The following is a 24,700-nucleotide window of genomic DNA, read 5'->3' on the forward strand; positions in this document are numbered from 1 at the left end:
TTCGGCTGTCCGGGAGATGCGGCGGAGGTGGATGGGCCTTTGGTTAGGCCGGAGTGGAATTGCTTAAGTGCCCTTGAAGACGATTTGCATCATTGTCCTTGCCGCGCTGCTCGCCGGCTGCGGCGGCCGCCAAACCGAGGAACTGCTCGGCAGCGCCATGATGGCGGTGCCGGTGACGGAAATCGCCGGCAACCACTCGATCTTCATCGCCACCACGCGCAAGCGCTCCGACGATCCCAACAAGGTCTTCGACGGCGAGCGCTCGGCGACGCTGAACTATGCCCGCGTCAACGTCACCGTCCCCGGCATCCACAAGACAGGCCAGATCGAGCGGCGCTCGCGCGGCAAGTCGGACGATCCGGCCAAATACTTCATGGCTTCCGAGGTCGTCGGCTACGACACCCAGCCGAAATTCTCCAGTGCGCTCAGCGCCGACATCGCGGCGCGCGGCGGCCGCGTCATGGTCTTCGTCCACGGCTACAACACCGGCTTCGACGCCGCGGTCTATCGCGTCACCCAGATCACCCATGATTCCGGCTATCCCGGCACGCCGGTGCTGTTTTCCTGGGCGTCGGGCGCCAAGACCACCGACTATGTCTACGACAAGGAAAGCGCCAGCGTTGCCCGCGACCAGCTGGAAGTGACGCTGAGAATGCTGGCGCAGACCGGCGCGCGGCGCATCGACATCGTCGCCCATTCGCTGGGGACCTGGGTCACCATGGAGGCGCTGCGCCAGCTCGCCATCACCGGCGACCGCGATCTCGGCGGCAAGCTCGGCGACGTCGTGCTGGCCTCGCCCGACATCGACGTCGACGTGTTCAAGAGCCAAATGCGCCGCTACGGCAAGCCGGACAAGCCGTTCATCCTGCTGCTCTCCGACGATGACCGGGCGCTCAGGCTGTCCGGCCTGATCGCCGGCGCACGGCCCCGGGTCGGCGACTACAAGGACGCCGCCGACCTCGCCAGCTATGGCGTGTCGGTCGTCGATCTCTCCAGCGTCAAGGGCGTCGACCGCTTCAATCACACCAAATTCGCCGACAACCCGGAATTGGTGCAGTTGATCGGCCAGAAGCTGCGCGAGGATGACGGGTTTGCCAGCGACCGCGAGGTGACCGACCGCATCGCCTCGGTCGGACAATAGCTGCATTGCGCGGCAGTGATTGTTGACCATGCCGCACCATCGGAACAGTTTGAACTGGACCGTGCCGGCCTCTGCCTCTATCGAATAGGCCAAGACGTCTCCGGCTCGACGTCGCCTTTGCGGGAGCCCGCGTGACCGTGCCTTCGAAGATCTTTCTCGTCGTTGCGTTCGCGCTCGCGCTGGCAGGCTGCGCCGGCCAGAACACGCACGATCTGCTCAACAAGACGACGATCACGGTGCCTGCTGCCGATATCGCGGCGACGCATAAGATCTTCGTCGCCACAACCCGGCAAAAGGCAACGAAAGAGCCCCGGCAGGTGTTCGACGGAGACCGCTCGCCGACCACCAGCTTTGCCAGCGTCGAGGTGACCGTTCCCAAGGTCCACCAGGTCGGCGCCATCGAACGGGTCAAGGGCTCGGCCAACAGCAATCCGGCGAAGGATTTCACGGCGACCGGCGTCACCTTCTACGAAGGCGCGCCGCAATTCGCCAAGGCGGTCGGCGCCGACATCGCCATGCGCGGCGACCGCGCGCTGGTTTTCGTGCACGGCTTCAACAACGGCTTCGACGACGGCATCTACCGGCTGACGCAGATCGCGCACGACACCAAATACCCGGGCACCCCGGTGCTGTTTTCGTGGGCGTCGAGCGGCAAGACGACCGGCTACATCTACGACAAGGAAAGCGCCAATGCGGCGCGCGACGATCTCGAAGCGACGCTGCGCATGCTTGCCAAGAGCCGCGCCAAGAGCATCGACATCATTGCCCATTCGATGGGGACCTGGGTGACCATGGAAGCGTTGCGCCAGCTTGCCATCACCGGCGACCGCGACCTCGGCGGCAAGCTCGGCTACGTCATCCTGGCTTCACCCGACATCGACGTCGACGTGTTCAAGAAGCAGATGATCCGCTACGGCAAGCCAGACAAGCCGTTCGCCGTGCTGCTTTCGGGCGACGACCGGGCGCTCAGGCTGTCGACCCTGATCTCCGGCGACAAGCCGCGCGTCGGCGACTATGGCGATGCAGCCGACCTCGCCAGCTATGGCGTCTCGGTGGTCGACCTGACCAAGACCAAGGGCGGCGACCGGCTGAACCACGCCAAATTCGCCGACAACCCGTTCCTGGTGCAGTTGCTCGGCGACCGCCTGCGCGCCCCGGCCGGCCTCGCCTCCGAAGAGACCGCGCCGGCCCAGCTCGACAATCTCGGACAGGGCCTCGGCAAGGCCGTCGGATCGGTCGCCGAGATCGTCATCACCACGCCGTTCAAGGTGCTGACCATCGCCACCGGCGGGTGAGGCGGCCGCTGAGCGGTCACTGTTGACGTCAGTTCGGAACAAAGCGCACGGCAGCGATCCTTCGCGCCCCCCTCTGTCCTGCCGGACATCTCCCCCACTTGGGGGGAGATTGGCCGCCACCTCGGCTTTTGCCAATCGCCAACGTTGCTGAACGAGCCGGCGGCGAAGCTGCCGATCTCCCCCCTCGTGGGGGAGATGTCCGGCAGGACAGAGGGGGGCGCTGTCCCGCCGCATCAAAAGGTTTCCACACCGCAGCAACCCTAAACGAACAGATCAACCTTCCGGAACGTCGTCACGTCGATCAGGCCGACGTCGGAAATCCTGAGCTCGGGGATAACGACCAACGCCAGCAGCGAGTGCTGCATGTAGGCGTTATTCAGCGAGCAGCCCATCTGGCGCATCGCGTCGCTGAGCTGGTCCGCCTTGGCGGCGACGATTTCCGCCCGCTCGTTGGACATCAGCCCGGCGATCGGCATTTCGACCAGCGCCAGTTCCTTGCCCTTGGAAAACAGCACGACGCCGCCGCCGACCTCGCCCAGCCGGTTGACGGCCAGGGCCATGTCCTGCTTGTTGGTGCCGACGACGATGATGTGGTGGGCATCATGCGCCACGCTCGACGCCATGGCGCAGTCGCCGATATAGCCGAAGCCGGAGACGAAGGCGTTGGTGACGCCGCCCGTGCCCTTGTGGCGCTCGACCAGCGCGATCTGGCAGACATCGTTGCGGCGGTCCATGGCGACCAGCCCGTCCTCCACCGCAAGATCGGCCTCCAGCGCCCGCGTCGGCGCCTGGTTCTCGATGACGCCGATGACGCGCACCCGCACCTCGTTGGCGCCCTTGGGTGCCGCGATGTCGAAATCGCCGGCTTTGAGCTTCTTGCCGAGCTTGACGGTGTTCTTCGCCGTCCGCGGATAATTATAGGCCGGAATGTCGACTTCGAGCTTGCCGCCCTTGGCCAGCCTGACGCCGCGGCCATAGACTTCGTCGATGGTCATTTCGGCCAGGTCGGAGACGATCAGCAGATCGGCGAGCCGTCCCGGCGCGATCGAGCCGATCTCGCGCTCCAGCCTGAAATGCTGAGCGGTGTTGAGCGTCGCCATCTGGATCGCCGTCACCGGCTTTAATCCCTGGCTGATGGCATGGCGGACGACCCGGTCCATATGGCCTTCGTGCACCAGCGTGCCGGAATGGCTATCGTCGGTGCACAGGATGAAGTTGCGCGGGTCGAGCCCGCTCTCCGTCACCGCCTTGATCTGCGAGGCGACGTCATACCAGGCCGAGCCCAGCCGCAGCATTGCCTTCATGCCCTGGCGGACGCGGGCGATGGCATCCTCGGCGCGCGTGCCTTCGTGATCGTCCTCGGGGCCGCCGGCGACATAGCCGTGGAACGGCAGGCCGAGATCGCGCGAGGCATAATGCCCGCCGACGGTCTTGCCGGCCCTCACCGTCGCCGCGATCTCGCCCGACATCACCGGATCGTTGGCGGCGACGCCCGGAAAATTCATCACCTCGCCGAGCCCGATGATGTTTTCCCAGGTCATCGCCTCGGCGACGTCGGCAACGGTCAGCTCGGCGCCGGCATGCTCCAGCCCCGGTGCTGACGGCACGCAGGACGGCATCTGCACGAGCACGTTGACCGGCATGGCGACGGCCTCGTCATGCATCAGCCGCACGCCCGGCAGGCCGAGCACATTGGCGATCTCATGCGGATCGATGAACATCGAGGTGGTGCCGTGCGGGATCACCGCGCGGCAGAATTCCGTCACCGTCACCATGCCGCTCTCGACATGCATATGCGCGTCGCAAAGCCCCGGCACCAGATAGCGGCCGCCGGCATCGACCACCTTGGTGCCCTGACCGATGGCATGGCCGGCATTCGGCCCGCAATAGGCAAAGCGGCCGCCGGCAATGGCGATGTCGGTGCCGGCGATGATCTCGCCCGAATGAACGTTGACCCAGCGCCCGTTGCGGATGACGAGATCGGCGGGTTTGCGGCCCATAGCGACATCGACCAGATGCGTCGCCATCTCGGCCCAAGGTTTTGGTTTCGTCGCATTGGCGGTCTTCGGCATCAACAGGCTCCTCTTTGCCCGACTGTGCCAAGCCGCGAGGATTTTGACCAGCGAGGAAGTAAGCGCGGACGGCGAAGTTGCAGATCTCCCCCCTTGAGGGGGAGATGTCGCCGAAGGCGACAGAGGGGGTCGGGACATCCTGACGCGAACCTTTACCGCGAACAAAACAGGCTGGCGCTCGACGCGCGACGACCCCCCTGGCCTGCCCTCTTGCCACAACTTGCCATCTCCCCCTCAAGGAGGGAGATCGATGCGCCATGGCTTTCGCCAATCGCCAAGGGCATTTTGTGCCGGCCGCAGCAACTTTGTTCTTGCTTTGTGCCGGCAGCTATGCTACTAATTTGGGTATGGTGCCAATTGGCTCCAACGACCCGTCCTCCCGAGGCGGGTTTTTTTGTTATTGCGCCATTCATGGCAAATGGCCCAGGCGGAATACGATTCCGTTGCGGCCAATCAGCCTTCGTCTCGTTAGAGGATCCTTCTGAATCGACGCTCGCGGAGTTTGACGCACTCCATCGTTCGAGCCTTCGGCCGGTTCAATCAATTCGATCGCGAACTGTCACTTCTTGCTCGGATCGTCTGCCGGGTTGACGTAGGTGATCTTGAATGGCCCCTCGCCATGAACCTGGATGATCGTTTCGCTTGTCGTCCAGGCGAAGTGATTCATTCCGGCCGGCGCGACGCCGAAGCCGCCAGCAGTCAGTTCGACGCCTTTCGCCTCGTCGAACTTATCGCCCATTCCAACATGGAAGTTGCCGGAAAGCACCGTTACGTATTCCGTGGTGGGATGATTATGTGCGGCAATTTTGTAGCCGGCGGGTGTCTTCAACCGCAGCACAAAGGCGCCGTCCTTTGAGGGATCTCCCGCGACAACAGCCATTTCCGCCCCAGCGGGAATGGCAGCAGGAGCAGGACCCCATTTGATGTCTTTGGCGTTCATCGGCATCTCATCGGCAAACAGAGGCGCCGTCCCAACAAGCAGCAGTGCCAGGGCAGAGGCAAGCTTGAGCATGACAATCTCCCAGTGTTTGTAGAGGATGGCGTCGAGTATCGGAGCGCCGATCCACTTGCCACTTCGAGCCTTACCAGGGCAGAGCGCCCGAACGCATCCTGCGAACGGGGGACGCGCATTCGCGGTAGCCGCGGAAGCTGCCGCTAAAAACATTTCCAGGTGAAACGATTTTGTTTGTATCACTGTAGGTGATCGGCCTCGCTAGCTTCCAGTGCCAGATTTGTCGACGGCAGAAGACGGCTTGACGGCCTTTGGCTGGCGGCTGAAAAGGGCTGGCCTGCGGACGTGGCGGAATTGGTAGACGCAAGGGACTTAAAATCCCTCGATCTCTGATCGTACGGGTTCGATTCCCGTCGTCCGCACCAGATTTGGTCTCGTTTGATAGTCTCCGTAACTGGAGACCGGGCGCTCGACCCAGTTCTGGGCCCCTCACACCCCAATCGGGTTCAGCTTCAAATGCTGGATCAGCATAATGGTCTTGGCGTCGATGATCCGACCGTCGTGGATGCCGGCAAGTGCCTCGTCGAGCGGCATTTCCAAAACCTCGATGTCCTCGCCTTCGTCGTGGGCGCCGCCGCCGTCGGAAATGCGGTCGGCGGGCGAATAGCGGGCGACGAAGAACCAGAGCCGCTCGGTCACGCTGCCGGGGCTCATATAGGGTGAAAACAACCGCTGCACGTCCTTCAGGCGGTAGCCGAGTTCCTCCTCGGCCTCCTTGCGGATGCAGGTTTCGGGATCGTCTTCGTCGAGCAGGCCGGCACAGGCCTCGATCAGCGGCTCCTTGTGGCCGGTTACGTAGGCCGGGTAGCGGAACTGCCGCACCAGAAGCACCGTCGAGCGCTCCGGATCGAAAGGCAGGATCACCGCGCCGTCGCCGCGATCGTAGGTCTGGCGGGTGTGCGTTTCCCATTTGCCGTCGCGCCGGCGGTAGTCGAAGACGGTCTTTTTCAAAACCGCCCATTCGTCGGAAAGGACTTCCTCCGAGCGGATGCGAATGCGATCTTCCATGGTGGACTCCCTGCTGCCGCGGCAAGGCGTAGCCGCGAACGCCCGTTCGTGCAATCCGGCCAGCTATTGGTCCAGAGCACCGGTTCACCGTCTCGTGTCTGGCGCTGGCACAATCGGCTGCATAAATAGCGGCAACCCTTCCCGGAGTTTTTTATGACCTCATCGCTTTTCCAGCCGATCACCCTCGACGGCCTGACCTTCCCCAACCGCATCGCGGTCGCGCCGATGTGCCAGTATTCGGCCGAGGACGGCTCGGCCAGCGATTGGCATCTCTATCACTGGATGAACCTGGCGATGTCGGGCGCCGGCATGGTCACCGTCGAGATGACCGATGTCGAACGGCGCGGCCGCATCTCGCATGGCTGCCTCGGCCTCTACTCCGAGGACAATGAGGCGGCGGCGCGGCGCACCCTGGATGCAGCCAAGCGTGTCGCCGCACCGGGCACGAAATTCGGCACGCAGCTTGCCCATGCCGGCCGCAAGGCCTCCAACCGCAAACCCTGGGAGGGCGGCGGACCGCTCAGCGCCGATCAGGACCCGTGGCCGATCGTATCGGCCTCGGCGATCGCCTACGACACCGGCTGGCAGGTGCCGCAGGCGCTGGAGGACGACGAGATCCTGCAAATCATCGAACGCTTCGCAGAAGCGGCACGGCGGGCCGAGCGCGCCGGCTTCGACTTCATCGAGCTGCATGCCGCGCATGGCTATCTGATCTTCCAGTTCCTGTCGCCGCTCTCCAACCAGCGCACCGACCGCTGGGGCGGCTCGCTGGAAAACCGCATGCGTTTCGCCGTCGAGATCGCCAAGGCGGTGAAGCAGGCCGTGCCCAGGCTGATGCTGGGCGCGCGCCTGTCGATCAAGGAATGGGTCGATGGCAGCTTCGACGTCGAGGATGCGATCGAAGTGGCAAAAGCGCTGAAGGAAGTCGGCGTCGCCTATCTCTGCTGCTCGAGCGGCGGCAATTCGCCGTTGCAGAAGCTGCCGTCCGGGCCCGGCTACCAGGTTCATTTGGCCGAAGCGGTGCGCAAGGGCGCCGGCATCGCGACGCGGGCCGTGGGCCTGATCGACGATCCGAAACAGGCCGAGGCGATCGTCGCCGACGGGCGCGCCGACATGGTGGCGCTGGCGCGCGCCTTCCTTGCCGATCCGCGCTGGGGCTGGCGCGCCGCGGCCACCTTCGGCGAAAAAATCCACCCGGCGCCGCAGCTTGCCCGCTCGGTGACGACGATGCAGCATTGGATGAAGGCGGCGAACTGACGGGGCGGGTTCTCACCTCGCTGGACAGGGAACCATAGCTTCGCTTTGATCCTCTGCCGGTGTAGAGTGGCGAGGGCCGCGGCTGGGCGCGGCAGGTTGGGGGAGCAGAGACATGTCGTTCAGGGGGATTTCCATTGCGGCTGCTGCCGCGGTTTTGGCCGGGCTGTCGTTTGCCACATCGACGCCGGCCGGGGCGCAATATTGCGAAGGCACGGTGCACGGTCTTTCCAGGCACTACAATCTGGCAACCGGAAGCGGCTTTCTCGCCGTTCGGGCCCGGCCGAACTCGTCGTCGCGCATGATCGGGCAATTGTTCAACGGCGACCAAACCGAGATCTTTGACCGTCGCGGAAACTGGTACCAGGTCGATTTCGGCGGCCGCGCCGGCTGGGCGAATGCGCGCTGGCTGCGCAACGACTGCGGCTATTGAGGTATTTTCGCCTGAGCTAAAATAGCTGTTGCAACCAAATCGGCCGCTCCGCGTTGGCGGCGATGATGGACAGCAAGCCATTTGAAAAGCCGGTCGTGGTCGAACTCGGCCATGTCGGCAAATATCGGCATATCCGCAGCGCCCAGGAGGCGGCGGAGTGCCTGATGACGGTCTGGCCACTCAATCGCGGGCCGCGTCATCGTGATGCCCTCGACACTTGCCTAAAAGTGCTGGAAGGTTATCGTTCGACGGCCGATGCACGCCGGGCACTGATCGAAGCCGCCAGGGAATCGGACGTGCTGGTTACGGACGACAGGCTGCCAAACGACAGACTGGCCGACGATAGGCTGCATTGAGGCAACGGGCTTTCAACCGGAGGGTTTCATGGCGAAACTGACCTACAAGATCGTCGAGCATGACGGAGGCTGGGCCTACAAGGTCGGCTCGACATTCTCCGAAACGTTCCCCACCCATCAGGACGCGTTGCGCGCCGCCGAGATCGCTTCCGCCGAACAGCAGGTCGCCGGCAACACCGACGGCATCCAGTACGAGGACGCCGACGGCAAATGGCACGACGAGCTCGCCGACGGCCGCGACCGGCCGCAGACCGAGGTTTCGGATTAGGGTGTGTCGATATCCAGGTGATGCCGGCGTGCTTTACAGGTCGGTTTGGTAGCGCTACCGTCTCACATCGCGCGTGACCGGGGAGGAGCCTGGGCGCTGTCGCGGGCCAGGCAAGAAAGCGGTTTCCTTCGAAGTCGTTGCAGGAATCAGTCGGGAGGAGATCGATGGCGTCTGTCGCAATCGGCGATGTCTACAAGTCATTTGGGACCGTCGAGGTCCTGCACGGGGTCAGCGTCGATATAAACGACGGCGAGTTCGTCACGTTGGTCGGTCCTTCGGGTTGCGGAAAGTCGACCCTGCTCAGGATGATCGCCGGCCTGGAAAAGATCTCGCGCGGCCAGATCGCGATCGGCAAACGTATCGTCAACAACGTTGCGCCAAAAGAGCGCGACGTCGCCATGGTTTTCCAGAACTATGCGCTCTACCCGCATATGACGGTCGCCGAGAACATGGCGTTCTCGCTGATGCTCAAGGGCGTTCCCAAGACGGAGAGCGATGCCGGCGTGCGGCGCGCGGCCGAAATCCTGGGACTGGTGCCGCTGCTCGACCGGTATCCGCGCCAGCTTTCCGGCGGCCAGCGCCAGCGCGTCGCCATGGGCCGCGCGATCGTGCGCGATCCGCAGGTCTTCCTGTTCGACGAGCCGCTCTCCAATCTCGATGCCAAGCTCCGGGTGCAGATGCGCGCCGAGATCAAGGAACTGCACCAGCGCCTGAAGACGACGACGGTTTACGTCACCCACGACCAGATCGAGGCGATGACCATGGCCGACAAGATCGTCGTCATGCACGACGGTATCGTCGAGCAGATCGGGCCGCCGCTCGAACTCTACGACCGGCCGAACAATCTTTTTGTCGCCAGCTTCATCGGCTCGCCCGCCATGAACATGCTGAGGGGCGAGATCGTAAGCGACGGCTCGCCGTCGTTTCGCGGCGCCGGAGGGATTTCGGTCCCGTTGGCCTCGGCACTTTCCATCGGCAATGGTGAGCCGGTCGTGCTGGGGATACGGCCCGAGCATTTGCGGCTATCCGACAATCAGGGCATTCCGGTCACTGTCGTGGTGGTCGAGCCGACAGGGTCCGAAGTGCAGCTCATCGGCCGAACCGCCGGCGGCGAGGAGATCGTCGCCAATTTCCGGGAACGGCATTCCTTCACGCCGGGCGAAACCATCTGGCTTACGGCCGAGCCTGGCCTCATCCATCTCTTTCACGGCAAAACCGGACAGCGGTTCGAAACACCCATCAAGCAGTAGGACGGCACGGACAATAAGCAGGAGGAAGCGAGCATGAAATTCACCAGACGCGACGTGATCCGCACCACCGCCGGCGCTGCGGCGGGAGCCTTGGGAAGCCGGCTCATCGGCTCTCCCGCCTTTGCCCAGGAGGGATTGAAGTACAAGCCCGAGGACGGCGCCAAGCTCAGGCTGCTGCGCTGGTCGCCCTTCGTGCAGGGCGACGAGGATCAATGGCTGGCCAACACCAAGCGCTTCACCGAAGCGACCGGTGTCGAGGTCCGCGTCGACAAGGAAAGCTGGGAGGACATCCGTCCCAAGGCAGCGGTCGCCGCCAATGTCGGCTCCGGCCCGGACTTGATGTTGGTCTGGTTCGACGACCCGCATCAATATCCCGACAAGCTGCATGACGTGACGGAACTGGGCGAATATCTCGGCTCGAAATATGGCGGCTGGCACGATGGACCGAAGCAATATGCGACACGGCAAGGCAAATTCCTCGGCCTGCCGCTGGCCACCATCGGCAATGCCATCGTCTATCGTGAAAGCTGGGTGAAGGAGGCCGGCTTCTCCGAATTTCCGAAGGACACGGCAGGCTTGCTCGAGCTTTGCAAGGCATTGCAGGCGAAGGGACACCCGGCCGGCTTCACGCATGGCCACGGCGTCGGCGACGGCAACAACTACGCCCACTGGCTGCTATGGAGCCATGGCGGCCAGATGGTCGACGAGAGCGGCAAGGTGACGATCAACAGCCCCGAGACGCTGAAGGCGATCGAATACGCGCAACAGCTCTACAAGACCTTCATTCCCGGTACCGAAAGCTGGCTCGACGTCAACAACAACCGCGCCTACCTGGCCGGCGAATTGAGCGTGATCGCCAATGGCATTTCCGCCTACAACACCGCCAAGATCAACAAGGACAAGGATCCGAAACTGACCGAAATCGCCAAGGACACGCGCACGACCAACCTGCCGATCGGTCCTGTCGGGAAATCCGTCGAGCTGTTCCAGGTGACCACGGCCGTGATCTTCGACTACACGCCCTATCCCAATGCGGCCAAAGCCTATCTGCAGTTCATGTTCGAGGAACAGCAAATGTCGCAGTGGATCACGTCCTCGGCGGGCTATTGCTGCCAGACGCTCAAAGCCTTCGACAACAACCCGGTGTGGACGGCCGATCCGAACAATGCCGCCTACGCCAAGGCCTCGGCGACGCTGCGGCCCAACGGCTATGCCGGCCCGCTCGGCTATGCTTCGGCGGCGACCATGGCCGACTATGTGCTGGTCGACATGTTCGCCAAGGCGGTGACAGGCCAGGCGACGCCGCAAGAAGCGATGGCAGAAGCCGAGAAGCGCGCAAACCGCTACTATCGCGTTTGAGCGGATTCAGCCGGGCAGCCATGCTGCCCGGCTTCGAATCGCGCATGGCCGCCTGGCCGATCAATGAGACTTAGAGGAGCCGACCCATGGCCGTGACCTCCGCTGCCGCTCAGCCACCCCGGTCGACGCTGTCGCGCATTTTGACGTTCGTGTCTGAAAGTCATAACGCGCTTGGCTTCGGCTTCATGCTGCCGGCGGCGGCGCTGCTGCTGGTCTTCCTAACCTATCCGCTCGGGCTCGGCGTCTGGCTCGGCTTCACCGATGCCCGCATCGGCCGCCCCGGCATCTTCATCGGCATCGAGAACTACGAATATCTGTGGGATGACGCCGTCTTCTGGCTCTCCGTCTTCAACACCTTGCTCTACACGATCAGCGCCTCGATCCTGAAGTTTGCGCTAGGCCTCTGGCTGGCGCTTATCCTCAACCAGAACCTGCCGTTCAAGTCGTTCTTCCGCGCGATCGTCCTGCTGCCCTGGGTGGTGCCGACGGTGCTGTCGGCCATCGCCTTCTGGTGGATCTACGATTCGCAGTTCTCGATCCTGTCCTGGGCGCTTATGGAAATGGGCCTGATCGACCATCGCATCAACTTCCTCGGCGATCCGGAGAATGCGCGCGCGTCGGTCATCGCCGCCAATGTCTGGCGCGGCATTCCTTTCGTGGCGATCACGCTGCTTGCCGGCCTGCAGACGATTCCGCAGTCGCTCTACGAGGCCGCCACGCTCGACGGCGCCAGCCGCTGGCAATTGTTCCGCTATGTGACGCTGCCGCTGCTGACGCCGATCATCGCCATAACCATGACGTTTTCGGTGCTGTTCACCTTCACCGATTTCCAGCTGATCTATGTGCTGACGCGCGGCGGGCCGGTGAACGCCACCCATCTGATGGCGACGCTGTCGTTCCAGCGCGGCATTTCCGGAGGCCAGCTTGGCGAAGGCGCCGCGATCGCAGTCGCCATGATCCCGTTCCTGCTGGCGGCGATCCTGTTCAGCTACTTTGGCCTGCAACGCCGCAAATGGCAGCAGGGCGGCGGAGATTGACATGACCGCGATCGAAACGAGCAAACGCCCCGAACTCGACGAAGGCGGCATGGGCTACCTGCAGAGTGTGCCGCGCCGCGTGGTGACGGTTTACCTGCCGTTGCTGATATTCGTCATCGTGCTGTTGTTTCCGTTCTACTGGATGACGATCACGGCGGTTAAGCCCAACCTCGAGATGACCGACTACGCCAATTTCAATCCATTCTGGGTGGTGCATCCGACGCTCGAGCATATCCGCTATCTTCTCTTCGAGACGTCCTATCCGGGCTGGCTGCTCAACACGATCATCATCTCGACCGCCGCCACTTTCCTGTCGCTGCTGGCAGCAGTGTTCGCTGCCTATGCGATCGAACGCTTGCGGTTCTCCGGGGCGCGGCAGGTCGGCCTCGCGGTGTTCCTGGCCTATCTCGTGCCGCCGTCGATCCTGTTCATTCCGCTGTCGGTGATGGTGTTCAACCTTGGGCTTTACGACACGCCCTTCGCGCTCATCCTCACCTATCCGACCTTCCTGATCCCGTTCTGCACATGGCTGCTGATGGGTTACTTCCGCTCGATCCCGTTCGAGCTGGAGGAATGCGCGCTGATCGACGGGGCGAGCCGCTGGCAGATCCTCACCAAGATCGTGCTGCCGCTGTCGGTGCCGGGCCTGATTTCCGCGGGCATCTTCGCATTCACGCTGTCATGGAACGAGTTCATCTACGCCTTGACCTTCATCCAGTCGTCCGAAAACAAGACTGTGCCGGTCGGCGTGCTCACCGAACTGGTGCGCTCGGACGTCTATGAATGGGGGGCGCTGATGGCGGGAGCGCTGATCGGCTCGCTGCCGGTGGTGGTGCTCTATTCGTTCTTTGTCGAGCACTATGTTTCCTCGATGACCGGAGCCGTGAAGGAATAAGTTCGGAGGTATTCCCGGCGGCCGGGATGTCCCGAGGCACCCTGCCGGCCGAGGCTGCGGCGGGTTGCACACCTTTGCGTGAGGTTCCGGGAGGGTGTCAGCTGCTGGTGTCGGACTTCGGCGCAAATGCGCGGTCGGCAATGCGTTCGATGAAAGCGACGACCCGTTCCGGCCCGACGAATTGTGGCATATGGCCAAGCCCCTCGACCGGCTCGAAATCGAGCCCGCTGATCTTTTCCATCAGCGGCCAGCCATGGATATCGATGCCCAGCACGACGTCGGAAGCACCAAACAGAATGCCAGCTGGCATGGTGATCTCGCGATAGCGTTGCTCGATACGGCCAAGGTCGTGCTCGATGGCCACGACATCGGTCGACGTTGCATAGAAATGGCTTGGCCTGAGCCCGCACCAGCCGCCGCCCTCGACCATATAGTCGGCCGGCGTCGCCTGCGGCGCGAAAATGAAGGCCAGCGTGCGTTCTGCGTATCTGAGAGCCGCCGGGATCGCCACCGTGTGAGCCATGATCCGGCGCCGCAGCGGCGACTGAATGTATAGCGGGCCGAACTTCTCGCGCGCGTCCGGCTCCAGATGGGTCAGCGGCGCCAGCAAGGCGATACCGGAAACCGCCTCGGGATGCTCGACAGCCAGCGTCAGCGCGATGGCGCCACCCAGCGAATGGCCGACGATCAGCGGCTTTTGCAGTCCAAGCGCCTCGATAAAATGCCGCACGATCTCGGCCTGCTCGGGTAGCCGCCCGCTGGCGCCCCTGGCCCGCACCGAATAGCCGGAACCCGGACGGTCGAGCGCGATCAGCCGATAGTTCGGGCCGAACCGTCCGAACAGCGTGTGGCGGAATTGATGAAGCTGCGCGCCAAGGCCGTGCAGGAAGACGATCGGCCGCCCCTCGCCCATCTCGAAATAATGGATGCGATTGCCGTCGATCTCGATGAATTTACCGCTGGCCGGCACCAGCCTTTCGGCTTTCGCCGCAATCCGCAGCGTCGCCAGCACAGGATAAGCTGCCACGACGAGCGCCAGCAGAAACAGCGCGCCGGGCAGCCATAGAAGAATCGATACCGGCATGTTCTTGCTCATGGCCCAAACCGGCGCAGCATCACCCGCCGAAGGTTCCACTGCAAGGGAGGTGGCACAGGTGGATCCGTCGTTTGGCGGCATTGCCGCCGGCCGTTCGCCGCGCTATCTCAGGCGACCCGTTGCAGGAGCCTGCCATGACCGAAATCGTCACCGCCGCCATGCTCGTCATCGGCGACGAGATTCTGTCCGGCCGCACCAAGGACAAGAACATCGGCCACCTCGCCGACATCATGACGGCGATCGGCATCGACCTGAAGGAAGTGCGCATCGTTGCGGACGAGGAAGACGAGATCGTCGCTGCGGTGAATGCGCTGCGCACCCGCTACAGCTATGTCTTCACCACCGGCGGCATCGGCCCGACGCATGACGACATCACCGCCGATTCCATCGCCAAGGCCTTCGGCGTGCCGTGCGAATACGACGCCAGGGCCTACGCCCTGCTGGAGGCAAGCTATGCTGCCCGCGGCATCGAATACACCGAAGCGCGCAAGCGCATGGCGCGGATGCCGCGCGGGGCAGACCACATCGACAACCCGGTGTCGGTTGCGCCGGGCTTTCGCATCGGCAACGTCCATGTCATGGCCGGCGTGCCGGCGATTTTCCAGGCGATGCTCGACAATGTCGTGCCGACATTACGGGCCGGCACCAAAATGCTGTCGGCAACCGTGGAATGTCCGTTCGGTGAAGGCCTGATCGGCGGCCCGCTGGGCGACATCCAGAAGGCGCATCCGGATACGATCATCGGCTCCTACCCGAAATATGGCGACGGCAAATTCTGGACGGAACTGGTGGTGCGCGCCCGCAGCCAGCAGGCGCTGGACTCCGCGCGCGCCGACGTAGAGGTTATGGTGGCGGGCCTGACCAAGGCAAGCAAGGTGGGCTGATCGGCAGGCGTGACGGAACCAAGCATCGCGCCGTGACGTTTGTCACGAGTGGGATCGCCGAAAAACTGAGGGATTGCCCATGCGCTTCAAGACCATTGTCGCCATATTGCAGAATGAACAGGACGCCGAGCGCGTTCTCGACTGCGCGATCCCGCTGGCCAGCCGGTTCCAGAGCCATCTGATCGGCATTCATGCCGAGGCGCTGCCCGTGCCCTACACCTCGGCCACCGGCTTTCCGGACACCGAGTTCCTGCAGGTTTCGGCCGACATGAACCGGGAGCGCGCCGAGAAGTTGCAGGCCGCCTTTCACAAACGCGTCGAGAATTCCGGCCTGTCGTTCGAGTGGCGCAGCCTCGAGAGTTTTTCCGGCGACAGTGCGCTGACCGGTATCTCGACCGTTCGCACCGCGGATCTGATCATCGCCGCGCAGCGCGAATCGAGCGGCGATCCGAGCGCCGACGTCGACACGCTGGTCTACGATGCCGGCCGGCCGGTGCTGGTGGTGCCGCATTCGGGTCCGCTGGTCACCAGCTTCAAGCACGTGCTGCTCGCCTGGAACGGCAGCAAGGAGGCCGCACGCGCGGCCTTCGATGCCCTGCCCTTCATCATCGAGGCCGAGAAGACGGACATCGTCGTCATCGACCCGCCGGATACGCTCGAAGAGGCGCCGGAAACGGCCGGCGCCGAGATCGCCGCCTCGCTGTCCAGGCACGGCGCGACCGTCAGCGTCTCGGTGCTGAGGTCCGGCGGCGCCTCGGTCGACGACATCATCCAGACCAGGGTCGCCGAATCGGGCGCGGACCTGCTCGTGCTCGGCGCCTACAGCCATTCCTGGCTGCGCCAGCTGCTGTTCGGCGGGGTGACGCGAACGGTGCTGCGCACCGCGCCGGTGGCGGCTTTCCTGTCGCGGTAAGTTCATAGAGATCACGGGTTGGACAATCGCTTTGCCGCGCCCTTGCCAAGGCCAAGCCTTTCCAGTTAATTCCGCCCGCATTCCATAGTGTCTGCGCGCGATGCGCGCTTTGCGGAGTGCGTGAAAGATGTCCCTGCCCGAAAAAGCCTTCCCGGTCTCCTGGGACCAGTTCCACCGCGATGCACGCGCGCTCGCCTGGCGGCTTGCCGGCGCCAACAAGGGGCAATGGAAGGCAATCGTCTGCATCACGCGCGGCGGCCTGGTTCCGGCCGCCATCATTTCGCGCGAGCTCGGCATCCGCATCATCGAGACGGTCTGCGTTGCCTCCTATCACGATTATACCAGCCAGGGGCAGCTGCAGGTGCTGAAGGAGGTCACGCCGGCGCTGCTCGCCGATGACGGCGCCGGCGTGCTGATCATCGACGACCTCACCGACACCGGCAAGACGGCAGGAATCGTGCGCGCGATGATGCCCAAGGCTCATTTCGCCACCGTCTATGCCAAGCCGAAAGGCAGGCCGATGGTCGACACTTTCGTTACCGAGGTCAGCCAGGACACCTGGATCTATTTTCCCTGGGACATGGGCTTCACCTACCAAAAGCCGATCGCCGACGACCACGCCGGCTGATTCGCGGTAACGCCGCTTCCGTCGGAAGACAGCGTCGAGCACTCCTTGAAGGAGTGGCCCCGGCACACGATATTTCCTTAATCGACGCCCATTGGAGTGGTTAACCAGTCCACATGAAGTTTTTTACTTTTATTGCTTATGATTAGCCGTAAGATTTACGAGACGGCAAACGATTCTGGAAGCTGGGGCAAGCTTCTCCGATGTTGACAAGGCCAACGACGCACAACCATCTGGCCGAAAGAGTCCGGCGACTCTTCGGCACGGTGCCGTCCCGCCTGCAGGTTGCAGCGCTGCCTTGGCGCGATAGCGAGGACGGCGTGGAGGTCATGTTGATCACCAGCCGCGATACCGGCCGCTGGGTGCTTCCCAAGGGCTGGCCGGAAGCAAAGGAGCCGCTTTGCGAAGCAGCGGCGCGCGAGGCCGGCGAAGAGGCCGGGCTGCGCGGCACGATCTCGCATCATGAGGCCGGCCGCTATTTCTATGCCAAGGTGCTGGCGTCCGGCGAGGAAGTGCCCTGCGAGGTGCTGGTGTTTCCGCTGCACGTCGACAAGGTCGCCGACCGGTGGAAGGAAAAGCGGGCGCGCATCCGCAAATGGGTCAGCGCCGCCGAGGCGGTACGCATGGTCAACGAGCCCGACCTTTGTCAGATCATCGCCCATTTCGGTGCTGACCCGCATCGCTTCAACTGAGTCGGCACATGGCTTCCGAGTCGGCATGGTCTTCGCTGCGGCGAAGGCCTTCGAGCGTCGGCACCAGGCTTGTGGCTACAAAAACGGAAATCAGCGCGCTTCTGTCCCCGTTATCCACATATGTGACACACAAGATGTTGGGGTCATAAAAGCTACGCAAACGAATCCTTGACGGCGCAAAACGAGTCGCCTTTTATAGGCCATGCGCTCCTGTTGAGAGTGCGACCGGAAAAGTTTCGAGGCCGGTCTTTTTCCCGGAATATGTGCGTTTTGATCCGCATTCCCGCCTGTTTACGAGGCCGGCGAAGGCGTGGGATTTTGAAGCCTTGGGGGGCGAAAGGGGAGGATTGTCGGACTTGAATAAATTGTCTGTTAACACTATATTTAGTGTTTGCAGGTAGGTTCGACGCTAGATAATGTGAATTTCCCTCGACCGAGGGCGTTACAAAAAGTTTTCAGTTTTGAGGGACCCACAGGGTCCGTGAGCGCGTTGGACAGCGGCCTCGCAAGAGGCTCGACCGGCAGGGCCGCGGAGACTGTGACTATGAGAGCCGGCGGTTTCGAACGCCGGCAGACGGCGGCCATGCGCGTTTCGTCACGAGGGCAGAAATCCTCTGGGAAAAGCGCTATATGTAGACAAAAGGGACCGGACCAATGCGCATCGAGCGTCGTTTCACCAAGCCAGGGCAATCAGCTTACGCGGAGATTGAATTCCGCAAGGCGCTTTCGGAGATCAAGAATCCGGATGGCTCGGTGGTGTTCCGCTTGGACAACATCGACGTGCCGGCGCAGTTCTCCCAGGTTGCCGCCGATATCCTGGCGCAGAAATATTTCCGCAAGGCGGGCGTCCCCGCACGGCTGAAGAAAGTCGAGGAGACGCAAGTCCCCTCCTTCCTGTGGCGCTCGGTCGCCGACGAGGCTGAACTGGCCAAGCTGCCGGAAGCCGAGCGCTACGGTTCCGAGACCGACGCCCGCCAGGTCTTCGACCGGCTTGCCGGCACCTGGACCTATTGGGGCTGGAAAGGCGGCTACTTCAAGTCGGAGGAAGACGCGCGCGCCTTCCGCGACGAGCTCGCCTATATGCTGGCCACCCAGCGCGTCGCACCGAATTCGCCGCAATGGTTCAACACCGGCCTGCACTGGGCCTATGGCATCGACGGCCCGAGCCAGGGCCATTTCTATGTCGACCCGTTCACCGGCAAGCTGACCAAGTCGAAGTCTTCCTACGAGCATCCGCAGCCGCATGCCTGCTTCATCCAGGGCGTGCAGGACGACCTCGTCAACGAGGGCGGCATCATGGATTTGTGGGTGCGTGAGGCGCGCCTGTTCAAATACGGCTCCGGCACCGGCTCCAACTTCTCGTTCCTGCGCGGCGAAGGCGAAAAGCTGTCGGGCGGCGGCCGCTCGTCGGGCCTGATGAGCTTCCTCAAGATCGGCGACCGCGCCGCCGGCGCCATCAAGTCGGGCGGCACGACGCGTCGCGCCGCGAAAATGGTCATCGTCGACGCCGATCATCCCGATATCGAGGAATTCATCGACTGGAAGGTCAATGAGGAGCAGAAGGTAGCCTCGCTGGTCACCGGCTCGAAGATCGTCAAGAAGCACCTCGAAGCGATCATGAAGGCCTGCATCAACTGCGAAGGCAATGGCGACGATTGCTTCGATCCGGCGGTCAACACCGCGCTGAAGCGCGAGATCAAGGCGGCCAAGAAGGACGCGGTGCCGGAGAACTACATCTACCGCGTCATCCAGTTCGCCAAGCAGGGCTATACCTCGATGTCGTTCAAGACCTACGACACCGACTGGGATTCGGATGCCTATCTCACCGTTTCCGGCCAGAACTCCAACAATTCGGTGTCGCTGAAGGACGATTTCCTGCGCGCCGTCGAGCAGGATGGAGACTGGCATCTCACCGCCCGCAAGGACGGCAAGGTGCTGAAGACGCTGAAGGCGCGCGATCTCTGGGAAAAGATCGGCTATGCCGCCTGGGCGTCGGCCGATCCCGGCCTGCATTTCAACACGACGATGAACGACTGGCACACCTGCGCCTCGGCCGGTGCGATCCGGGCGTCAAATCCGTGCTCGGAATATATGTTCCTCGACGACACCGCCTGCAATCTGGCCTCGATCAACCTTCTGCCCTACCGCAACGCCGACGGCACCATCGACATCGCCGCCTACGAGCACACGGTGCGGCTGTGGACCATGGTGCTGGAAATCTCCGTCATGATGGCGCAGTTCCCGTCGAAGGAGATCGCCAAGCTTTCCTACGAGTACCGCACGCTCGGCCTTGGCTATGCCAATATCGGCGGCCTGCTGATGACCTCGGGCATTCCCTATGATTCCGACGAGGGCCGCGCCATCTGCGCCGCCCTCACCGCGATCATGACCGGCACGGCCTATGCCACTTCGGCTGAAATGGCCGCCGAGCTCGGCGCCTTCCCCGACTACGACCGCAATGCGCAGAACATGCTGCGCGTCATGCGCAATCACCGCCGTGCTGCCTATGGCGAAAGGGACGGCTACGAGAAGCTTGCCGTCAACCCGGTGCCGCTGGTCGCCTCGGATCTCAAGCAGCAGGAGCTTGCCAACCATGCCAAGGCCGCCTGGGACCGCGCCATCGAGCTTGGCGAGGAGCATGGCTACCGCAACGCGCAGGCAACGGTGATCGCGCCGACCGGCACGATCGGCCTGGTGATGGATTGCGACACCACCGGCATCGAGCCCGATTTCGCGCTGGTAAAATTCAAGAAGCTCGCCGGCGGCGGCTATTTCAAGATCATCAACCGTGCGGTTCCGGAAGCGTTGCGCACGCTTGGCTATTCCGAGAGCCAGATCGCCGAGATCGAGGCCTATGCCGTTGGCCACGGCAATCTCAACCAGGCGCCTGCCGTTAACCCCGGCTCGCTCAAGGCAAAGGGTTTCACCGACGAAAAGATCGCCGCACTCAATGCGGCGCTGAAGTCGGCCTTCGACATCAAGTTCGTCTTCAACCAGTGGACGCTGGGCGCCGACTGGGTGAAGGAGAATTTTGGCTTCACCGACGAGCAGCTCAACGATTTCTCGTTCGAGATGCTGCCGGCGCTTGGCTTTTCAAAGAAGGACATCGAGGCCGCCAACATCCATGTCTGCGGGGCGATGACGCTGGAAGGCGCGCCGTTCCTGAAGGCCGAACACCTGCCGGTGTTCGACTGCGCCAGCCCGTGCGGCAAGATCGGCAAGCGTTCGCTGTCGATCAACAGCCACATCATGATGATGGCGGCGGCGCAGCCCTTCATCTCCGGCGCCATTTCCAAGACCATCAACATGCCGAACGACGCGACGGTGGAAGACGCCAAAGGCGCCTACATGCTGTCGTGGAAGCTGGCGCTGAAGGCCAACGCGCTCTATCGCGACGGCTCGAAGCTCTCGCAGCCGCTCAATGCCTCGCTGCTCGCCGATGGCGAGGAGGATGAGGACGAAGCCGTCGAGCAGCTGATCGCGGCACCGGCCGCACAGCGCGCCGTTCAGGTGACCGAGAAGATCGTCGAGCGCGTCGTCGAGCGTCTCTACCGCGACCGCGAGAAACTGCCGAACCGCCGCAAGGGTTATACCCAGAAGGCGGTCGTCGGCGGCCATAAGGTCTATCTCAGGACCGGCGAATTCGACGACGGCCGTATCGGCGAGATCTTCATCGACATGCACAAGGAAGGTGCCGCCTTCCGGGCGATGATGAACAACTTCGCCATCGCCATCTCGCTCGGCCTGCAATATGGCGTGCCGCTCGACGAATATGTCGAGGCCTTCACCTTCACCAAGTTCGAGCCGGCCGGCATGGTGCAGGGCAACGACGCCATCAAGAACGCCACGTCGATCCTCGACTACGTGTTCCGCGAACTTGCCGTCTCCTATCTCGGCCGCCACGACCTCGCCCATGTCGACCAGTCGGATTTCGACAAGACCGCACTCGGGCGTGGCATCAACGAAGGCAAGGCGACGCCCTTCTCCAAGGGTCTCACCCGCGGTGCCTCGCCGGTCAAGCTGGTGTCGGGCATGGGCGCCGAGCCCAAGGGTTTTGCCGGTTTGGGCTCCGGAACTCCGTCCCGTACCGCCCCAACCGCCTTCTCCGGCTCCAACGTGCTGACGTTGAAGCCGGCCAGCGACGAAGCCATCGCCTACAAGCGCGACTACGAGGAGCGCGCCAGGGAACTGGTCGAGGACATCGTCTACGCGGAAGCCTCCGACCCGACGGAGCTGTTCACCGACGAGGCCGCGAAAGAAGCAGCCGAAGCCAAAGCGCTCGCCGCCAACCGGCGCCAGCAATCGCTGATGCAGGGCTACACCGGCAACGAATGCTCGGAGTGCCATAATTTCACGATGGTGCGGAACGGGACGTGCGAGAAGTGCGATACTTGTGGGGCGACGAGCGGGTGTAGTTGAGGGAATCTGAAACGCTAAATGAACATCGTCGGCCCGGTCGCAAGATCGGGCCGAAATGGTAAGGAGAACAAAAAAGGTACGACGCATAAGGATGTCCTTATGTGACATCCTCTTAAAACACCAAAGCCGACCCTCCCAGGCCGGCCTTGGATGCCGCGAATAAGCCGAAGCCCACGCGGGGCGACGAGATCAGAATCCCATCTCCTGTAACAAGGTTATTATATGGAGATTCTGATCGAGGAGTCGAGAAGGCATCGGTAGCAGTGTGACTTTTTAACGGCTCCAGAAAGGCCCTCTCATTATGAAAACCGAACCGCAAATTAGCGCCAATAAATTGATTGAGTATTGCTTCGCTCGATCCACTCGACGATCTGTGATCATTGAAGATATCATCAGACCCAAGAACTTCCTCCTCGACACGCGCTACAATGAGATTGAGCGCGCAATGATGCATTTCATTGAAACTCACGGTCAGGATGACAGCCGACTGTCGCAGCTCGACAGGGCTTTGCTGTCGCGCCAACCTGCTACCTCGCACGATGAGCAAAGGCTTCTTACTGCTCACGATGCAATTGAACTTTGTCGCACTATGAGCTTGGCCAAGCTACCTACTGCTGCGAAATTAACCGGCATTCCGGATAGCCAGCCAAAGTTCTTTCTCAGCGGTGTCTCTGTTAGCGTCCGACCGACAAACTCGGCGAAGGTACCACAGACAGGAAAGAAGGAATTTGGCTTCGGCTTGGTTAAACCCTATCTCTGCAAGACTCTACCATTGTCGACAGAAACGTCGGCACTGCATGGGGCACTTCTCCATTGGTACGCGGAGGAATGCTTCCAAGAAGCCGGAGAACCACGAGCAGAGTTCTGTTTTGTGATTGATGTGTTTGCGCAGAAGATCTTCACTGCACCTGGTAGTTTCAGTCAACGCAGAAAGCTGCTGGCGGCGTCGTGCCAAGAGATCGCAGACAGGTGGCAGTCAATTCGGGCGAGGCTAATTGCTGACGAAGTGGCTAGTCGGAAACGGCTTAAGTAATCATCTGGCATGCTCCACCTTCTCCCGTCGTTCCGGGGAGAAGGTGAGCAGCGCCAGGAACCCTGAACAGCATCCTATACCAGTCCGGTCTGAAGGAGTGACAACATGCGGTACGCGGTGGTGATTGAAAAAGCCGGAAACAATTTTTCCGCTTATGTTCCGGATCTGCCCGGCTGCATCGCCACCGGTGCGACGGTGCCTGAGGTTGAAGCCGAAATTCGTGACGCAATACGCTTTCATATCGAAGGCCTGCGGGCCGACGGGCTGGATGTGCCCAAAGGGGTCAGCCTGGCGGAATATGTAGAGGCGTAGAGCCGCCAGCCGAACTGGGGCTGGTAGTTATCTACCACGCGTTTCGCTTTGATGGCACGGCATGGATCCTAGGGTCTGCGCTCCGCTTCGCGTTCGCTCCGCCCTAGGATGACGAAGACACGGGGCCTGGAGGCCAATCGCCAAAGCCGGTAATTGGCGGGAACATCCCTCCCTTCGTCATCCTAGGGCGGAGCAGGAGCGAAGCGACGTTGCGGAGATCCTAGGATCCATGCCGTGGCCCGGCGGCGCGATGCCGACAGTGGAAGCCAGGCACCCGACCGGCCGCGCTACTCCACTTCCGCCACCATCTGCCGTCCACCGACCCAGTCGCGCCACGCCCTCTCGTCGCCGTGGAAGACGTTGAGGTCGATGCGGCCTCTCACACCGTGCGACAGGCCGGAGCCGGAATATTGCCAGAACAGCCATTTGCGGCCGGGATAGACCTTTGACGGATGCGCCGCCACGGCGCGCAGCCAGAATGGATAATCTGGGAATGCGCCGCGCAGATTGTCGCGGTAGAAGTCGGGCGCGGTGTAGATGATCGGCCGCTGGCCGTAGTGGCGCTCGAGCTTGTCCATGAACACCTGCATCTTCTCCAGCACCTTTTGCCGGGACGGGCGGCGCTTGCAGCTGGATTCGCCGTTCCACTCGACGTCGATCACCGGCGGCAGCGCACCCTCGACCCTCGGCACGTTGCGGATGAACCAGTCCGCCTGCTCGCCGGCGGTGCGGCACCAGTAGAAGAAATGATAGGCGCCGCGCTTCAGGCCGGCGGCGTCGGCATTGCGCCAGTTCCTGGTAAACATCGGGTCGATATGATCGCCGCCGTCGGTCGCCTTGATGTAGGCGAAATTGGCGCCCTGGGCGCGCAGCTTTTGCCAGTTCACATTGCCCTGCCAGCGCGAAACGTCGACGCCATGGACGGCAAGGCGCCTTGGCGAGGAGGACTTGCCGAAATTGATCGGCTTGGCGTCGCGAAAACCATAGCGCGTGACCGGCTCTGCAAGCATTGCCGGTGCTGCGCGTGTCAGCCGCTTCGGCGGCGACATCAGCGCGATCACCTCGGCCGGCGGTTCGACGTCCTGATCGGGTACGTCCATCGCGACCGGCTGTTCGTCCTGCTCCTGTTCGGCAAAAGCGGGCGCAGCATCAGTTTTCGCCACGGATGCCACCGGCGCGGGTGGCCGCACAACCGAGCTGGTGGTCTCGCTGGACGGCACTTGCAGCGCATCGACGCCGGAGGTCGACGTGCAACCGGCAAGGCACAGCGCTGCGATCGAAAAGATGACGACGCCTGATATCCGCATCTGGACCTGTACGCAAAACACAACAGACCGAAGGCAGGA

The 24,700-nt window shown here is 62.5% G+C and carries 22 protein-coding genes and 1 tRNA gene; 18 read left to right on the top strand and 5 right to left on the bottom strand.

Annotated elements, in window-relative coordinates:
• The first annotated feature begins 67 nt into the window (after positions 1 to 67).
• Both NKH89_RS15650 and NKH89_RS15655 read left to right on the top strand, forming a co-directional pair.
• On the top strand, positions 68 to 1,141 hold the full coding sequence (locus tag NKH89_RS15650; protein WP_352481136.1) for an alpha/beta hydrolase: 1,074 nt from the start codon (positions 68 to 70) through the stop codon (positions 1,139 to 1,141).
• A 131-nt stretch (positions 1,142 to 1,272) separates the two neighbouring features.
• Positions 1,273 to 2,436 carry an alpha/beta hydrolase gene (locus tag NKH89_RS15655; RefSeq protein ID WP_352495838.1) on the top strand — a complete coding sequence of 388 codons (1,164 nt, stop codon included), beginning with the start codon at positions 1,273 to 1,275 and terminating at the stop codon, positions 2,434 to 2,436.
• Positions 2,437 to 2,696: 260 nt separating this feature from the next.
• Here the strand turns inward: NKH89_RS15655 and ade are convergent, their stop codons facing one another.
• Positions 2,697 to 4,508 carry an adenine deaminase gene (ade, locus tag NKH89_RS15660; RefSeq protein WP_352909280.1) on the bottom strand — a complete coding sequence of 604 codons (1,812 nt, stop codon included), beginning with the start codon at positions 4,506 to 4,508 and terminating at the stop codon, positions 2,697 to 2,699.
• Between the two features lie 559 nt (positions 4,509 to 5,067).
• Positions 5,068 to 5,520, bottom strand: a complete 453-nt coding sequence (locus NKH89_RS15665) for a cupin domain-containing protein (RefSeq protein ID WP_023717441.1) — start codon at positions 5,518 to 5,520, stop codon at positions 5,068 to 5,070.
• 279 nt (positions 5,521 to 5,799) lie between these two features.
• Between NKH89_RS15665 and NKH89_RS15670 the strand changes: the two genes are divergently transcribed.
• A tRNA-Leu gene (locus tag NKH89_RS15670) sits at positions 5,800 to 5,885 on the top strand.
• 64 nt (positions 5,886 to 5,949) lie between these two features.
• Here NKH89_RS15670 and NKH89_RS15675 read toward each other — a convergent pair.
• The gene (locus NKH89_RS15675) at positions 5,950 to 6,528 is read right to left on the bottom strand and encodes an NUDIX domain-containing protein (protein WP_023717440.1); all 579 of its coding nucleotides are present in this window, start codon (positions 6,526 to 6,528) and stop codon (positions 5,950 to 5,952) included.
• A gap of 153 nt (positions 6,529 to 6,681) precedes the next feature.
• Between NKH89_RS15675 and NKH89_RS15680 the strand changes: the two genes are divergently transcribed.
• The 8 genes from NKH89_RS15680 (at position 6,682) to NKH89_RS15715 (ending at position 13,380) form a co-directional block, all read left to right on the top strand.
• The gene (locus tag NKH89_RS15680) at positions 6,682 to 7,785 is read left to right on the top strand and encodes an NADH:flavin oxidoreductase/NADH oxidase (RefSeq protein ID WP_352790685.1); all 1,104 of its coding nucleotides are present in this window, start codon (positions 6,682 to 6,684) and stop codon (positions 7,783 to 7,785) included.
• Positions 7,786 to 7,897: 112 nt separating this feature from the next.
• Positions 7,898 to 8,215 (top strand): SH3 domain-containing protein, encoded by a 318-nt coding sequence (locus NKH89_RS15685; RefSeq protein ID WP_023717438.1) that lies wholly within the window; start codon positions 7,898 to 7,900, stop codon positions 8,213 to 8,215.
• A gap of 62 nt (positions 8,216 to 8,277) precedes the next feature.
• Positions 8,278 to 8,571, top strand: coding sequence for a DUF982 domain-containing protein (locus NKH89_RS15690; RefSeq protein WP_352641155.1), 294 nt, complete (start codon positions 8,278 to 8,280; stop codon positions 8,569 to 8,571).
• 28 nt (positions 8,572 to 8,599) lie between these two features.
• On the top strand, positions 8,600 to 8,839 hold the full coding sequence (locus NKH89_RS15695; protein WP_023674770.1) for a DUF2188 domain-containing protein: 240 nt from the start codon (positions 8,600 to 8,602) through the stop codon (positions 8,837 to 8,839).
• Between the two features lie 164 nt (positions 8,840 to 9,003).
• A complete protein-coding gene (locus tag NKH89_RS15700) occupies positions 9,004 to 10,089 on the top strand; it encodes an ABC transporter ATP-binding protein (protein ID WP_352495828.1) in 1,086 nt (361 codons plus the stop codon).
• A 33-nt stretch (positions 10,090 to 10,122) separates the two neighbouring features.
• Complete coding sequence (locus tag NKH89_RS15705) at positions 10,123 to 11,448, top strand: ABC transporter substrate-binding protein (RefSeq protein WP_352495827.1); 1,326 nt, start codon at positions 10,123 to 10,125, stop codon at positions 11,446 to 11,448.
• 185 nt (positions 11,449 to 11,633) lie between these two features.
• Positions 11,634 to 12,485, top strand: a complete 852-nt coding sequence (locus NKH89_RS15710; RefSeq protein WP_376705884.1) for a carbohydrate ABC transporter permease — start codon at positions 11,634 to 11,636, stop codon at positions 12,483 to 12,485.
• A 1-nt stretch (position 12,486) separates the two neighbouring features.
• Positions 12,487 to 13,380, top strand: a complete 894-nt coding sequence (locus NKH89_RS15715) for a carbohydrate ABC transporter permease (protein WP_023717433.1) — start codon at positions 12,487 to 12,489, stop codon at positions 13,378 to 13,380.
• A gap of 97 nt (positions 13,381 to 13,477) precedes the next feature.
• On the opposite strand, the gene NKH89_RS15720 is transcribed toward NKH89_RS15715, so the two are convergent.
• Complete coding sequence (locus tag NKH89_RS15720; protein WP_023717432.1) at positions 13,478 to 14,464, bottom strand: alpha/beta fold hydrolase; 987 nt, start codon at positions 14,462 to 14,464, stop codon at positions 13,478 to 13,480.
• A gap of 146 nt (positions 14,465 to 14,610) precedes the next feature.
• Between NKH89_RS15720 and NKH89_RS15725 the strand changes: the two genes are divergently transcribed.
• The 7 genes from NKH89_RS15725 to NKH89_RS15755 all read left to right on the top strand — a co-directional run bounded on the left by NKH89_RS15725 (position 14,611) and on the right by NKH89_RS15755 (position 23,354).
• Positions 14,611 to 15,360, top strand: coding sequence for a competence/damage-inducible protein A (locus tag NKH89_RS15725; protein ID WP_352481143.1), 750 nt, complete (start codon positions 14,611 to 14,613; stop codon positions 15,358 to 15,360).
• A 79-nt stretch (positions 15,361 to 15,439) separates the two neighbouring features.
• Positions 15,440 to 16,273 (top strand): universal stress protein, encoded by an 834-nt coding sequence (locus NKH89_RS15730; protein WP_023717430.1) that lies wholly within the window; start codon positions 15,440 to 15,442, stop codon positions 16,271 to 16,273.
• Positions 16,274 to 16,400: 127 nt separating this feature from the next.
• On the top strand, positions 16,401 to 16,901 hold the full coding sequence (gpt, locus tag NKH89_RS15735; protein ID WP_023674762.1) for a xanthine phosphoribosyltransferase: 501 nt from the start codon (positions 16,401 to 16,403) through the stop codon (positions 16,899 to 16,901).
• 200 nt (positions 16,902 to 17,101) lie between these two features.
• On the top strand, positions 17,102 to 17,590 hold the full coding sequence (locus tag NKH89_RS15740) for an NUDIX hydrolase (RefSeq protein ID WP_352790689.1): 489 nt from the start codon (positions 17,102 to 17,104) through the stop codon (positions 17,588 to 17,590).
• A gap of 654 nt (positions 17,591 to 18,244) precedes the next feature.
• The gene (locus NKH89_RS15745; protein ID WP_352909283.1) at positions 18,245 to 22,009 is read left to right on the top strand and encodes a vitamin B12-dependent ribonucleotide reductase; all 3,765 of its coding nucleotides are present in this window, start codon (positions 18,245 to 18,247) and stop codon (positions 22,007 to 22,009) included.
• A 301-nt stretch (positions 22,010 to 22,310) separates the two neighbouring features.
• Positions 22,311 to 23,042: a hypothetical protein gene (locus tag NKH89_RS15750; protein ID WP_352481148.1), complete on the top strand. Its 732-nt coding sequence runs from the start codon at positions 22,311 to 22,313 to the stop codon at positions 23,040 to 23,042.
• Between the two features lie 105 nt (positions 23,043 to 23,147).
• A complete protein-coding gene (locus NKH89_RS15755) occupies positions 23,148 to 23,354 on the top strand; it encodes a type II toxin-antitoxin system HicB family antitoxin (protein ID WP_023783899.1) in 207 nt (68 codons plus the stop codon).
• A gap of 287 nt (positions 23,355 to 23,641) precedes the next feature.
• On the opposite strand, the gene NKH89_RS15760 is transcribed toward NKH89_RS15755, so the two are convergent.
• Positions 23,642 to 24,661, bottom strand: coding sequence for a GH25 family lysozyme (locus tag NKH89_RS15760; RefSeq protein ID WP_352481149.1), 1,020 nt, complete (start codon positions 24,659 to 24,661; stop codon positions 23,642 to 23,644).
• Between the last annotated feature and the right edge of the window lie 39 nt (positions 24,662 to 24,700).

Origin of the sequence: Mesorhizobium sp. M0923 (genome assembly GCF_040319365.1) — a bacterium.
GTDB lineage: Bacteria > Pseudomonadota > Alphaproteobacteria > Rhizobiales > Rhizobiaceae > Mesorhizobium.

What these genes read in the sequence shown, in the direction of transcription:
- NKH89_RS15730 (WP_023717430.1), top strand. Translation starts at nt 15,440, where the DNA reads ATGCGCTTCAAGACCATTGTCGCCATATTGCAGAATGAACAGGACGCC.
- NKH89_RS15720 (WP_023717432.1), bottom strand. Translation starts at nt 14,464, where the DNA reads ATGCCGGTATCGATTCTTCTATGGCTGCCCGGCGCGCTGTTTCTGCTG.
- NKH89_RS15755 (WP_023783899.1), top strand. Translation starts at nt 23,148, where the DNA reads ATGCGGTACGCGGTGGTGATTGAAAAAGCCGGAAACAATTTTTCCGCT.
- NKH89_RS15745 (WP_352909283.1), top strand. Translation starts at nt 18,245, where the DNA reads ATGCGCATCGAGCGTCGTTTCACCAAGCCAGGGCAATCAGCTTACGCG.
- NKH89_RS15710 (WP_376705884.1), top strand. Translation starts at nt 11,634, where the DNA reads ATGCTGCCGGCGGCGGCGCTGCTGCTGGTCTTCCTAACCTATCCGCTC.
- NKH89_RS15695 (WP_023674770.1), top strand. Translation starts at nt 8,600, where the DNA reads ATGGCGAAACTGACCTACAAGATCGTCGAGCATGACGGAGGCTGGGCC.
- NKH89_RS15685 (WP_023717438.1), top strand. Translation starts at nt 7,898, where the DNA reads ATGTCGTTCAGGGGGATTTCCATTGCGGCTGCTGCCGCGGTTTTGGCC.
- NKH89_RS15750 (WP_352481148.1), top strand. Translation starts at nt 22,311, where the DNA reads ATGAAAACCGAACCGCAAATTAGCGCCAATAAATTGATTGAGTATTGC.
- NKH89_RS15715 (WP_023717433.1), top strand. Translation starts at nt 12,487, where the DNA reads ATGACCGCGATCGAAACGAGCAAACGCCCCGAACTCGACGAAGGCGGC.
- NKH89_RS15705 (WP_352495827.1), top strand. Translation starts at nt 10,123, where the DNA reads ATGAAATTCACCAGACGCGACGTGATCCGCACCACCGCCGGCGCTGCG.
- NKH89_RS15665 (WP_023717441.1), bottom strand. Translation starts at nt 5,520, where the DNA reads ATGCTCAAGCTTGCCTCTGCCCTGGCACTGCTGCTTGTTGGGACGGCG.
- NKH89_RS15760 (WP_352481149.1), bottom strand. Translation starts at nt 24,661, where the DNA reads ATGCGGATATCAGGCGTCGTCATCTTTTCGATCGCAGCGCTGTGCCTT.
- NKH89_RS15680 (WP_352790685.1), top strand. Translation starts at nt 6,682, where the DNA reads ATGACCTCATCGCTTTTCCAGCCGATCACCCTCGACGGCCTGACCTTC.
- gpt (WP_023674762.1), top strand. Translation starts at nt 16,401, where the DNA reads ATGTCCCTGCCCGAAAAAGCCTTCCCGGTCTCCTGGGACCAGTTCCAC.
- NKH89_RS15740 (WP_352790689.1), top strand. Translation starts at nt 17,102, where the DNA reads ATGTTGACAAGGCCAACGACGCACAACCATCTGGCCGAAAGAGTCCGG.
- NKH89_RS15675 (WP_023717440.1), bottom strand. Translation starts at nt 6,528, where the DNA reads ATGGAAGATCGCATTCGCATCCGCTCGGAGGAAGTCCTTTCCGACGAA.
- NKH89_RS15690 (WP_352641155.1), top strand. Translation starts at nt 8,278, where the DNA reads ATGATGGACAGCAAGCCATTTGAAAAGCCGGTCGTGGTCGAACTCGGC.
- NKH89_RS15725 (WP_352481143.1), top strand. Translation starts at nt 14,611, where the DNA reads ATGACCGAAATCGTCACCGCCGCCATGCTCGTCATCGGCGACGAGATT.
- NKH89_RS15700 (WP_352495828.1), top strand. Translation starts at nt 9,004, where the DNA reads ATGGCGTCTGTCGCAATCGGCGATGTCTACAAGTCATTTGGGACCGTC.
- ade (WP_352909280.1), bottom strand. Translation starts at nt 4,508, where the DNA reads ATGCCGAAGACCGCCAATGCGACGAAACCAAAACCTTGGGCCGAGATG.